Below are 11,755 nucleotides of genomic sequence, written 5' to 3' on the forward strand. Positions count from 1 at the left end.
GTCCTCCCTCAGGCTGCTTTTTTCTTGGTGGCCGCGCGCCATGCGGCGACGGCTTTTTCGGCGGCTTCGGCGAGCGTGTCGGCGACGATCACCGCCTCGCCGGAATCGGCCAGGATCTTGCGTCCTTCCTCGGCCCTGGTGCCGGACAGCCGCACCACCAGCGGCACGCTGACGCCGACCTCGCGGATCGCCTTGATGACGCCCTCGGCAACCCAGTCGCAGCGGTTGATGCCGGCGAAGATGTTGACCAGGATGGTTTCGACATTCTTGTCGCCGAGCACGGCGCGGAAGGATTTCGCCACCCGCTCGGGCGAAGCGCCGCCGCCGATGTCGAGGAAATTGGCCGGCTCGCCGCCGGCGATCTTGATCATGTCCATCGTCGCCATGGCGAGCCCGGCGCCGTTGATGATGCACCCGATATTGCCTTCGAGGCCGACATAGGAGAGGCCGCGGTCGCTGGCGAAGGTTTCGCGCGGATCTTCCTGGCTCTTGTCGCGCAATTCGGAGATTTCCGGCCGCCGGAACAGCGCGTTCTCGTCGAACGACATCTTGGCGTCGAGCGCCACCAGGCTGCCGTCGCGGGTCACCACCAGCGGATTGATCTCCAGCATCGAGGCGTCGTAGTCGCGGAACACTTGGTAGCAGCTGAAGATGGTCTCGGTCGCCTTGCCGATCAGGCTGTCCTCCAGCCCGAGCCCGAAGGCGATCTCGCGCGCCTGGAAACGCTGCATGCCGACGCCCGGGTCGACGGTGGCGCGGATGATGGAATCCGGCGCTCTTTCGGCGATCTCCTCGATCTCCATGCCGCCGGCGGCCGAGGCGACGATCATGACGCGCTCTTCCTTGCGGTCGAGCACGAAGCCGAGATAGAGCTCCTGCGCGATGTCGACTGCTTCCTCGAGATAGAGGCGCGAGATCAGCTTGCCGCGCGGGCCGGTCTGGTGGGTCACCAGCTTGCGCCCGAGCATGGCTTCGGCGGCGCTGGAAATCTCCTCATCATTGGCGCAGAGCTTGATGCCGCCGGCCTTGCCGCGCGCGCCGGAATGAACCTGCGCTTTCAGCACCCATTTGCCGCCGCCGATTTCGCGCGCCCGGTAGGTGGCTTGCTCGGGGCTGTAGGCCAGGCCGCCTCGCGGCACGTGCACTCCATGCCGGGCGAGCAGTTCCTTGGCCTGATATTCGTGGATGTCCATTTTTTCTCCTCCGCAAATCGTCAAAGTGCCGCGACGCGGCCCTTGTTGGCTAATTAAGCTGGCCGGCGCGTTCGATGGCGTCGTTGACCACCAGCACGTTGCGCGCCATGCGTTCCGAAGCGGCGTCGATCATCTTGCCGTCGAGTGCGGCGGCGCCTTTGCCCTGCGCCTCGGCTTCCTTCAGCACCTCCAGGATGCGGCGGGCGCGCGTGACTTCCTTCTCCGGCGGCGAGAACACGTCGTTGGCCAAAGCAATCTGCGAGGGATGGATCGCCCATTTGCCTTCGATGCCGAGTGCGGCGGCGCGCCGGGCGGCCGCCTTGTAGCCTTCCGGATCGGAGAAATCGCCGAACGGCCCGTCAATGGCGCGCAGGCCATAGGCGCGGCAGGCGACGGTCATGCGCGACAGGGCGAAATGCCACTGGTCGCCGGGATAATCGGGGTTGAGGCCGCCAATGTTGACGGTCCGCGCCTTGTTGCTGGCGGCATAGTCGGCGACGCCAAAATGCATGGCTTCCAGCCGGCCGGGCGTCGCGGCGATGGCCTCGACATTGGCCATGCCGAGCGCGGTCTCGATCAGCGCTTCGAGACCGACCCGGGTCTTGTAGCCCTTGGCCATCTCGATCTGGTTGACCATGGCCTCGACCATGTAGAGGTCGGCGGGCACGCCGACCTTCGGCACCAGGATGGTGTCCAGCCGGTCGCCGGCCTGTTCCATGACATCGACCACGTCGCGATACATGTAATGGGTGTCGAGCCCGTTGATGCGCACCGAGACGGTCTTGCCCTTGGCGCGCCAGTCGATGTCGTTCAGCGCCTGGATGATGTTCTTGCGGGCGCGCTCCTTGTCGGGCGGCGCGACCGCGTCCTCGATGTCGAGGAAGACGAAGTCGGCGGCACTGTTGGCCGCCTTGTCGATCATCTCCGGGCTGGAGCCGGGAACCGCCAGCTCGCTGCGCTGCAGCCTGAGCTTCTTGAGATGGTTGATGGTGTGGCTCATCTTCTCATCCTCAAGCGGCTTCGGCGACCGGCACCGCGGCCGAGGCGCGGAAATGCTGGATGGCGGCGCCGACTCCGGAACCCGGCGCCAGCCGCACGCCGCAATCGAGCAACGCCATTTCGGCCGCCGACAGCGAGGCCAGCACCATCACCTCGTTCAGCCAGCCGAGATGGCCGATACGGAAGACCTTGCCAGCCACCTTGTTGAGGCCGCCGCCAAGCGACGTCTGGTACTTCTGGTAGGCCTTTTTGACGATTTCAGCGCTGTCGATGCCTTCGGGCACCAGGATGGCGCTGACCGTGTCGGAGTGCCATTTCGGCGCCTTGGCGCAGAGCTTCAGGCCCCAGGCGTCGACCGCCTTGCGCACGCCTTCGCTGAGGCGATGGTGGCGCGCAAAGATATTCTCAAGCCCTTCATCGGCGATCAGGTCGAGCGAGGCACGCAGGCCGCGCAGCAGCTGCGTTGCCGGCGTGTAGGGAAAATAGCCGGCATCGTTGGCGCGGATCATGTCCTCGAAGGAGAAGAAGCAGCGCCGGTGGGTGGCGGTTCTCGAAGCGATGAGAGCCTTCTTGCTGACCGACAGGAAGCCGAGGCCGGCCGGCAGCATGAAGCCTTTCTGCGAACCACTGACGGCGCAGTCGACGCCCCATTCCTCCTGGCGGAAGTCGATGGAGCCGATCGACGAGACGCCGTCGACGAAGAGGAGCGCTGGGTGGTTCGCATCGTCGAGCGCCGCGCGGCAGCCGGCGACGTCGCTGGTGACGCCGGTCGCCGTCTCGTTCTGAGTGCAGAAGATGGCCTTGATGCGGTGCGTCTTGTCCGCCTTCAGCCGCTCCGCGTAGAGTTCGAGCGGAACGCCGGTTCCCCATTCGCAGTCGATCACGTCGACCTCGAAGCCGAGCCGCTCGGCCATGTCGACCCACAGATGCGAGAACTGGCCGAAGCGCGACATCAAAACGCGGTCGCCAGGGCTGAGCACATTGGTCATCGCCGCTTCCCAGGCACCGGTACCGGAGGACGGGTAGATGAAGACGCGGCCGGTTTCGTTCTTGAAGACTTTCTTGATGTCCTCGAACAGCGGCACGGTGAGGCCGGGGAAGGTGGCCGCGCGCATGTCCTCCATCGGCAGGTTCATCGCCTGCCGCACCTGCTCGGGAATGTTTGTGGGCCCTGGGATGAAGAGATGAGTGAACCCAGCCATGCGCGAACTCCTCCGATCGTTTTGGATTGTGGAGGAAGTGTCGCGTCGATACGGCCGGCCAACAACACCTTGCCGGGTAAGTAGTTGGCCCGCGCGGGTGGGGTGCTCCTACCCGGTTGGCCTACCCGATAGGTGACTTGGGGCTTCGGCGCTTCTCGCTCGAATAGAGCGCTACCGCCATGGCGCGGTTGCGGACATCCAGCTTGTCGTAGAGATTCTTGAGGTGATATTTCACCGTATTCTCGGAGATGCCGGTCCGGGTCGCGATCTGCAAATTGGTCCAGCCGTCGGACAGCACCGCCAGCAGTTCACGCTCGCGCACGGTCAGCCGAGACAGAGGCGTGTCGTTGACCTTGTTGATGTCGATATAGGGAATGCAGATGCGGCCGTGCGCGACCGCCAGGATCGTGTCGAAGATGATGGCGGGATCGTCGAACTGGAAGCAGTAGCCCTGCGCCCCCAGGCGCACGCACTGTTTCAGGATGCCGATGTCATGGTCGTTTGAAAAGACGGCGATGCGAACGTTGAGCTTGCTGCCCTGGACCTCGGCCAGGACATCCGCGCCGTCCATGTCGGAGAGCTTCCAGCCGATCACGGCGACATCGAACTCCTGCGCCATGGCAAGCTCCAGGAAATGCCTGCCGCTTTGTACCGAGGCCAAAAGCTCGAACCGCCCATCGCATTCCAGCATTTCGCGCAGAGCCGATATGACGAGCGGATTGCGTTCGGCGACGACCACGCGAACGCGCCGCTCTTCGATTGCCTTGTTCTCTGTCCGTGACCTGATCTTCAAGGGCTTCCGGCTTTTTTGTTGCGGCCTGGCGGGTCCTGGCGATGCCTGGACCTGCGTCATGGCAATTCTGCCCCAATGGCGCGAGGGTGCTCTTTCCCCAGCGACATCAGCTGTCGCGCCGCTGGAAGCCGAAGGGCGCCCTTCTTTTGATGAAATCGACAGTCCGTGCGCGCATGACAACACGGCATCGGCGAAGCCCGACGTGAGCGGGCAAGCATGCGTTTGGCCTGAGATTTCCGTACGTTAGAAGGCCGGACCGAAAAACCGGTTTCCACTTTGCGGACTCATGGTCTAGACCTGATTTGCACCTTTTCCGGGATTCTGATGGCGGGAGGCGCTGGTGGAAGGCCAGGACGAACGGACGACGGGCGCCAGGGCCGCCGACGAGCACCACGCCGACATCTATGGCGAGGACGGTGCCGTCCTTTCGTCCTTCCTCGCCCGGATTGGTACGGCGATCGCCGACCGCGACACGCTGACCCTCAAGCGTGAAGTCGACGACCTGCATCAGTCGGAACTTGGCGACCTCATCGAGGCGCTGCACCCCGAACAACGGCTTGCCTTGGTCGATCTGCTGGGCGCCGACTTCGATTTTTCCGCTTTGACCGAGGTCGACGAGGCGATCCGCATGGATATCGTCGACAACCTGCCCAATGCGCAAATCGCGCAGGCGGTGCAGGAACTCGATTCCGACGATGCGGTCTACATCCTCGAAGACCTCGAGCCGGAAGACCAGGACGAGATCCTGTCGCAACTGCCTTTCACCGAGCGGATCAGGCTGCGCCGCTCGCTCGACTACCCGGAAGAGACCGCCGGGCGGCGCATGCAGACCGAGTTCGTCGCGGTGCCACCCTTCTGGACGATCGGCCAGACCATCGACTACATGCGCGAGGACAAGAACCTTCCCGAGCGCTTCAGCCAGATATTCGTCATCGATCCGACCTTCAAGCTGTTGGGCGCCATCGATCTCGACCAGATCCTGCGCACCAAGCGCGCGGTCAAGGTCGAGGAAGTCATGCATGAGACGCGGCACGCCATCCCGGCCACCATGGACCAGGAAGAGGCGGCGCGGGAATTCGAACAATACGATCTCTTGTCGGCGGCCGTGGTCGACGAGAACGAGCGGCTGGTCGGCGTGCTGACCATCGACGACGTCGTCGACGTCATTCAGCAGGAAGCGGAGGAAGACCTGCTGCGCATGGGCGGCGTCGGCGACGAAGAACTCTCCGACAGCATTCTGGCGACTTCGCGCTCGCGCGTTCCCTGGCTGCTCGTCAATCTCTTGACCGCATTTCTGGCGGCATCGGTGATCGGCCTGTTCGACCACACGATCGAGCGGATCGTGGCGCTCGCCGTGCTGATGCCGATCGTGGCCGGCATGGGCGGCAATGCCGGGTCGCAGACCATGACCGTCACCGTGCGGGCGCTGGCGACGAGGGATCTCGACATCTACAATGCCGGCCGCATCATCCGCCGCGAAATGGGCGTCGGCTTCATCAACGGCATCGTCTTCGCCATCCTGATCGGCATCGTCGCGGCGGCGTGGTTTCGCGATCCTAATCTGGGCGGCATCATCGCCGCGGCGATGATCATCAACATGTTCGTGGCGGCCCTTGCCGGCATCCTGATCCCGCTGCTGCTCGACCGCTTCAAGGTCGATCCCGCGGTCGCTTCGGCGGTCTTCGTCACCACGGTCACCGATGTCGTTGGATTCTTTGCCTTCCTCGGCCTCGCGAGCTGGTGGTTCGGTGTCCGGTAAGCGTCTCAATTGACTTTTACGTAAATGCCGTGCGAGGCTCGTACGGGGTGCCGGGTTCGATTCCGGCGGGCAAGGGTTTGGTTCGGGACAGATGGGCGACGCCGCACGGCGATCGCCCGGAATTCCGGCATGGAGTGACAATGCGGGAATATTATTCGATCACCGAACTGACCCGCGAATTCGACGTGTCGACGCGGACGCTGCGTTTCTACGAAGACGAGGGGTTGGTGCAGCCGGTGCGGCGCGGCCGCACCCGTCTGTTTCGCCCTTCCGACCGCCATCTCATCCGGCAGATCATGCGTGGAAAACGGCTCGGCTTCTCGATCAACGAGATCCGCGAGATCATCCAGATGTACAAGGAGCCGCCGGGCGAGGTCGGGCAGCTCAAGCTGATGATCAAGCGCATCGAGGAAAAGCGCGAGGATCTCAGGCAGAAGCGCCGCGACCTCGAGGAGACGCTGGCCGAACTCGACCAGGCCGAAGAGTCCTGCGTCGAGCGGCTGGTCGAGCTCGGCGTCAATACCTGACCTGTGCGGTTGCTCCGATGCCTCGCCGCCAGGAACTGTGAAGGCTTGAACCGGCGGTCGATCACGTCATGTTCATCACTCTCGCTTGGCTGTTTGTCGCCGCTGTCACCGTCCACAATCTGGAGGAGGCGGTTTTCCTGCCTGCCTGGTCCGAGCAGGCGGGGCGCTGGCACCGTCCCCTCGCGGCCAACGAATTCCGGTTCGCGGTGTTCGTGCTGGTTGTTCTTGCTGGCGTTGCGGCTTTGCTCGCCACCGTGCAGGGACGGGAGAGTTTCGGCGCCTACGTCCTGTCGGGCTATGCGCTTGCGATGCTGCTCAACGTGGCTTTTCCACATCTCCTCGTCACAATGGTCACGCGCCGCTATATGCCGGGGACCGCGACCGCTCTCGCATTGAACCTGCCGGTCACCGCGGCTCTGCTGCATCAGGCATTTCGCGAGGGATATATTTCAGCGACCGGCTTCGCCTTGACGGCGCCCGCCATTGTCCTGGCCATCGTGCTTCTGCTCCCGGTGCTGTTTTATGTCGGCCGGAAACTGCTTCCGGACACGGCAGGCGCTCCAGGCAAGGCTTCTGACTGATCCCGCCGGACCTCAGATCCAGCGCCGCACGCGTTTGGCGTAGTCGCGATATTTCTTGCCGAATTTCGCCGCCAACATCTTTTCCTCGCGCTCGATCGCGACCTTCTGGGTGACGAAGGCGGCGACGAAGGCAAGCAGGAAGAACCAGGCGATGCCCGAGACGAAGGCAACGCCGATCAGCATCAGCGTGTTGGCCAGGTACATCGGATTGCGGGTGACGCCGAAGGGACCGGTCGTGACGAGATGATCGGGCACGGCGTTGGGATTGAGCGTTGTCCTGGCCCGTATCATGGTGCGGATCGCGGTGAACCAGAGGACGGCGACAGCGAACAAAGCCACCCAACCGGCGGCGAACAGGATGTCGCCCAGCAGGTCGCCGATCCAGGGCAGGGGATAGAGCAGGCCGAGGATGATGCTGAGGGCGATTGCGGCGACGTAGATCACCGGCGGCCACGGTATCAGCCCAGGCTTCGGCTCCGTCATTGCGTCCCTCCCTCCGTCATCTTGTCCTCGGTCTTGGCGGTACACGTTGCGGCAAGATCGGACAGATGCGCCCTGAAGTCCGCAGTCTGGTCGTTGTTGTAGAGCCGATCAAGAGAGCCTTCACCTTCGAGAGTCTCGAGCATACAGCCGCAATAGCTCGAACAGAAGGTTGCGTTGCGCATCTGCTCGCACGAGCGCTGGCAGGTTTTCAGGAAATTGACCCGCGGGGGGTCGACCTGCGCGGGCATCACTTGCGAGAACAGCCAGACGCAACCGATCAGCAGCGGCTGGTGGATCAGGTAGAAGGCCAGGCTGTGGCGGCCGATGAAGACCAGAGGATTGGCCCAGCGGCCTGGCACGCGGCTCGCCAGACGTGCCCGTATACCGGAAGCGGAAGCGAGTTTCGCCGCCCCGAGGCCGAGAAGCACGGCGCCGAACCATGGAAACAGCGGCACATAGTCGTTGGAGCGCGGATTGATCGCCGACAGGCCGATCCACCACAGCCACGGATGATCGAGGGCCTCGAAGCGCAGGTAGGCTGGCGCCGCGATGACGAGCGCGGCGACGACAAGCGTCAGCAGCGCCGGCAGGCGCAGGAAGGCGAGGCCAAGCAGGCTCGCCAGCGCGATCTCGTGCAGGATGCCGAAGAAGATGAACCCGTCGGGCGTGGCGATGCGGGTGACGACCGAGATGGCGACCGCCGCGCCGGCGACCATGGCGGCCCGCTTCCAGAAACCGTTCCAGCGGATCTGTCGGCCATGGGCGAGATAGAGGCTGACGCCCACCAGGAACAGGAAGGTCGAAGCGATGCAGCGGGCGTAGATCTTCCACCAGCCGAAGGCGGTGAGACCAGGGTCGGTGTAACCGAAGAATTCCAGGTCCCAGGTGAAGTGGTAGCTCGCCATCGCGATCAACGCGATGCCGCGCACGATGTCGATGGCGACGATTCGCTTCGATGGCTCCGGAACGGGTGCGGTCGGCGTGTTGATGCTCATGGTCTCGTGATCTGATTCAGCCCCTCCAAGACGACTATCACGGTTGCACCGGATAGAAGAAGACCGGTCGCCCTGGCCCGGACCGCGCGGCGGAGCCCGCGCCAGCCGCCGGGTTTGGGCCAGCGCGGGAAAGCCTTTGACCGGCTTCGCTTTTTGCCGGGTGTGCGTCGGTTTCCTCTTAATGGGCCTGAAATGTCCGCGCCAGATTCGGCGCCGCGATTCTGTTTGGGGAAGCAATGTCCACCCATGTGCGCCATCCGATCTGGCTTCCGGCCCTCAAGGCCGCGGACGCGCGCACCTTCGCCTCGCTCTACGCGGTCGAATCCTTCGCCCGCGCCATGGTGTCGAGCGTCATCCCGATCCAGGCCTACGAAATCCTGCACAACGAGCAGGTCGTCTCGATCCTCTACACCGTCGTGTCGCTGCTCGGCCTGTCGGTGACCCTGTTCATGCCGATGCTGATCCGCCGCTTCGCGCGGCGGTGGGTGTACACCGCCGGCGCCTGCCTGCTTGCCATAGGCTCGCTGTTCTTCGTTTCCCATACGCTCGCCGGGCAACTGGCCGGCATGCTGTGCCGCGTCATGGGCGCCAGCGCGCTGTCGATCACGCTCAACCTCTACATCATGGACCACATCCGCAAGACCGACTTCATGCAGGCCGAATCGCTGCGCATGGCGTGGTCGATGGTTGCCTGGACCTGTGGGCCGACGCTCGGCATCTTTCTTTACGCGCATTTCGGCATCTATGCCGCGCATGGTGCGGTGGCGGTGTTCGCCCTGGCCTTGCTGGCGCTGTTCTGGACCTACCGGCTGGGTGACAACCCGTCGATCCGCCCGGGTAAGACGCGGCCGGCCAATCCGCTCGCCAATATCGGCCGCTTCGTGGCGCAGCCGAGGCTCAGACTCGCCTGGCTGATCGCCTTCGGCCGCTCCTGCTTCTGGACGACATTCTTCGTCTATGGGCCGCTGTTCATGGTCATCACCGGGCAGGGCGATATCGCCGGCGGCCTGCTGGTCTCGGCCGGCAACGCGCTTTTGTTCATGGCTATCTTCTGGGGCAAGGCAGGAAAGCGCTTTGGCGGCCGGCGCACCATGACGTTTGCCTATTTCGCCATGTCGGCATCGCTGCTGGCCGCCGGCACGATCGGAGCGACAGCACCGTTGCTGACCGGCGCCTTCCTGTTGTGCGGCGCCTTCTTCACCATCGCGCTCGACGCCCTGGGTTCGACCGCCTTCATGCGCTCGGTACGCTCCTATGAGCGGGCGCAGATGGCGGCGGTCTACCGCACCTATCTCGATTTTTCCGAACTGACGCCGCCGCTGGTCTATTCGGTGGTGCTGGCGTTCTTCGGCCTGGGATCGGTGTTCGTCACCCTCAGCCTGCTGGCGGCGTTTTGCGGCTTCATGACCTGGCGCTACCTGCCGAAGTCCCTGTAGGTATGTCGATATTCAGGTGATGCCGGCCTGACCTGAATCTCGACATACCCTCATGTCACCGCCGCATGGCGCTCGCGCACCCAATTGTGGAAGCGGTGCAGATCATATTCCTCGGGCATCAGCACGCCGGCTGTGTGGCGCATCGAGCGCAAGCCCTTCTGGTTGACCTCGCAGATGGCGGCGTCCTCCTCCAGCACCTGTGTGCCAAAGGTGATGATGTTGTCGATATCGGTCTCGGCGAGGGCCTCGGGCGCGAACAGCCACTCCGCGACAAGCTCCGTCTGTTCGGGACCGAGCGGCACCAGGCGCACGGTCCTGACATAGTCGACATGGCCGACGATGAACATCGAGGGCAGGCTGGTGGCATAGGTCTGGCCGGCGCTGCGTTCCGCCGGCTTCAGCCCTGAGAAGACCGGCCCGTGCGTCTGGCCGTCGCGCGACCAGGTCTGGGCGCCTGCGCGCAAGCCGCCGGAAAATTCCGGCGCGTCATTGTCGGCGTGGCGGAGCCATTCGGGATCGTCATGCCGGCTCATCAGGCCGCGGCCATAGATCGGCACCAGCCGCGACAGGTCCTTGTGGACGCCCGGACAGTGCAGGCACTCGTTGAAGTTTTCCCAAAAGATCTTCCAGTTGCAGTTCATGACCTTGCGCAGCACATGGCCTGAGACCAGCGTTTCGAGCGGCCAGTTGCCGAGGTTGCCGGACGCGGGATCGAAGGAGGATTGCGCCGAGCCGGCGGCATCTTCAGCAAGATTGACGAAGACGAAGCCGCGCCACACCGAGAGCGCGACGCGATAAAGCGGGTGATCGGCCTTGTCGAAGCCGTCAGGCAGCGATTTCGACGGCACGCGCACCAGCTCGCCGCGCAGCGAGTAGGACCAGGCGTGATACGGGCAGGTTATCAGCCGCGCTTTCAGGCGGCCCTCGCTCTCCTGGCAAAGCTGCGAGCCGCGATGGCGGCAGGTGTTGTGGAAGGCGCGCAGCTCACCTGTGTCGTCGCGCAGCACGAGGATGTCCTGCGTGCCGATGCGGAATCGGCGGAAGGCTAGCGGCTGCGCCAGATCGGCCTCGCGGCAGACGAGCAGCCAGTCTCTGTACCAGATGGCGTCGAGATCACGCTTATAGCTCTCCTGGTCCCAATATGCCGATGAGGGCAGCGTCGGCTCGGTACGGGTCAGCCCGTTATAAGGATCGCGCTCGCTGGCATTGGGCTGCATGGCTGGCTTCCTGTGAGGCTTGCCAGCCGACACCCGGCCATGAAGTTTGTCAATCAGGACGGGATGGGAGCGGCTTTGCCGATACGACGCTCCTGCGCTGGCGGCTGTCGGAATTTGGTTTGCCGCGCGCGGCGAATTTCCCTATAGTCACCAACGTCGTCGGTTCCTTTTTGGGAGCCAAGAGGGAATGCGGTGCGGGCGAGGTTTCGCCCAATGCCGTGGCTGCCCCCGCAACTGTGTGCGGTAGTCCTCTCCATATGCCACTGAAGATTTTTCTTCGGGAAGGTGGGGAAGGGCGCTTATCCGCGAGCCAGGAGACCTGCCGGCGGCGAAAAGACTGACTTCTATGCCCTCGGGTGGAGGGCGAAAGGACTGGAAATGACCACTGCTACCGTCTCCCTCGGCGCCTCCGTCTCCTCGCAGTCGCGCTTCATGCAGCTCGCGCTCGCCGCGCTGCTCGGCATTTTCGTTGTCGGCTTTGTCGGCTTCTCGCACATCGATGCGGTCCACAACGCCGCCCACGATTATCGCCACTCGATGGCGTTTCCCTGCCACTAACTGGGATCTGAC

At 63.8% G+C, this 11,755-nt stretch carries 12 protein-coding genes and 1 riboswitch; of the genes, 5 read left to right on the forward strand and 7 right to left on the reverse strand.

The features are described 5' to 3' along the window. Positions 1 to 8: 8 nt before the first annotated feature. The 4 genes from EN808_RS09900 to EN808_RS09915 all read right to left on the reverse strand — a co-directional run bounded on the left by EN808_RS09900 (position 9) and on the right by EN808_RS09915 (position 4,085). On the reverse strand, positions 9 to 1,193 hold the full coding sequence (locus tag EN808_RS09900; protein WP_135915679.1) for a malate--CoA ligase subunit beta: 1,185 nt from the start codon (positions 1,191 to 1,193) through the stop codon (positions 9 to 11). Positions 1,194 to 1,242: 49 nt separating this feature from the next. Then, positions 1,243 to 2,193 (reverse strand): CoA ester lyase, encoded by a 951-nt coding sequence (locus tag EN808_RS09905; protein WP_127871571.1) that lies wholly within the window; start codon positions 2,191 to 2,193, stop codon positions 1,243 to 1,245. 10 nt (positions 2,194 to 2,203) lie between these two features. Then, positions 2,204 to 3,394 (reverse strand): aminotransferase class V-fold PLP-dependent enzyme, encoded by a 1,191-nt coding sequence (locus tag EN808_RS09910; protein ID WP_135915680.1) that lies wholly within the window; start codon positions 3,392 to 3,394, stop codon positions 2,204 to 2,206. 121 nt (positions 3,395 to 3,515) lie between these two features. Continuing rightward, positions 3,516 to 4,085, reverse strand: a complete 570-nt coding sequence (locus tag EN808_RS09915) for a response regulator transcription factor (protein ID WP_245525067.1) — start codon at positions 4,083 to 4,085, stop codon at positions 3,516 to 3,518. Between the two features lie 442 nt (positions 4,086 to 4,527). Here EN808_RS09915 and mgtE point away from each other — a divergent pair, with 442 nt between their 5' ends. The 3 genes from mgtE (at position 4,528) to EN808_RS09930 (ending at position 7,054) form a co-directional block, all read left to right on the forward strand. Further along, a complete protein-coding gene (mgtE, locus tag EN808_RS09920; protein WP_135915682.1) occupies positions 4,528 to 5,946 on the forward strand; it encodes a magnesium transporter in 1,419 nt (472 codons plus the stop codon). Between the two features lie 140 nt (positions 5,947 to 6,086). Next, the gene (locus EN808_RS09925; RefSeq protein ID WP_006203215.1) at positions 6,087 to 6,473 is read left to right on the forward strand and encodes a MerR family DNA-binding transcriptional regulator; all 387 of its coding nucleotides are present in this window, start codon (positions 6,087 to 6,089) and stop codon (positions 6,471 to 6,473) included. 68 nt (positions 6,474 to 6,541) lie between these two features. After that, on the forward strand, positions 6,542 to 7,054 hold the full coding sequence (locus EN808_RS09930) for an HXXEE domain-containing protein (RefSeq protein WP_127280836.1): 513 nt from the start codon (positions 6,542 to 6,544) through the stop codon (positions 7,052 to 7,054). A gap of 12 nt (positions 7,055 to 7,066) precedes the next feature. Here EN808_RS09930 and EN808_RS09935 read toward each other — a convergent pair whose 3' ends face one another. After that, the gene (locus EN808_RS09935; RefSeq protein ID WP_127280835.1) at positions 7,067 to 7,537 is read right to left on the reverse strand and encodes an isoprenylcysteine carboxylmethyltransferase family protein; all 471 of its coding nucleotides are present in this window, start codon (positions 7,535 to 7,537) and stop codon (positions 7,067 to 7,069) included. Further along, positions 7,534 to 8,532, reverse strand: coding sequence for a DUF1624 domain-containing protein (locus EN808_RS09940; protein WP_135881823.1), 999 nt, complete (start codon positions 8,530 to 8,532; stop codon positions 7,534 to 7,536). Before EN808_RS09940 ends, EN808_RS09935 begins: the two co-directional genes overlap by 4 nt. A 236-nt stretch (positions 8,533 to 8,768) precedes the next feature. Between EN808_RS09940 and EN808_RS09945 the strand changes: the two genes are divergently transcribed. Then, entirely contained in the window at positions 8,769 to 9,968 is a 1,200-nt protein-coding gene (locus EN808_RS09945) for an MFS transporter (RefSeq protein WP_135866609.1), read from the forward strand. Positions 9,969 to 10,018: 50 nt separating this feature from the next. Here the strand turns inward: EN808_RS09945 and EN808_RS09950 are convergent, their stop codons facing one another. After that, on the reverse strand, positions 10,019 to 11,185 hold the full coding sequence (locus EN808_RS09950; RefSeq protein WP_127871565.1) for an aromatic ring-hydroxylating dioxygenase subunit alpha: 1,167 nt from the start codon (positions 11,183 to 11,185) through the stop codon (positions 10,019 to 10,021). A gap of 143 nt (positions 11,186 to 11,328) precedes the next feature. Further along, positions 11,329 to 11,527: riboswitch (cobalamin riboswitch) on the forward strand. 36 nt (positions 11,528 to 11,563) lie between these two features. Between EN808_RS09950 and EN808_RS09955 the strand changes: the two genes are divergently transcribed. After that, positions 11,564 to 11,743: a CbtB domain-containing protein gene (locus EN808_RS09955; protein WP_127280551.1), complete on the forward strand. Its 180-nt coding sequence runs from the start codon at positions 11,564 to 11,566 to the stop codon at positions 11,741 to 11,743. Positions 11,744 to 11,755 lie beyond the last annotated feature (12 nt).

The organism is Mesorhizobium sp. M8A.F.Ca.ET.165.01.1.1 (genome assembly GCF_004792065.1).
Classification (GTDB): domain Bacteria; phylum Pseudomonadota; class Alphaproteobacteria; order Rhizobiales; family Rhizobiaceae; genus Mesorhizobium.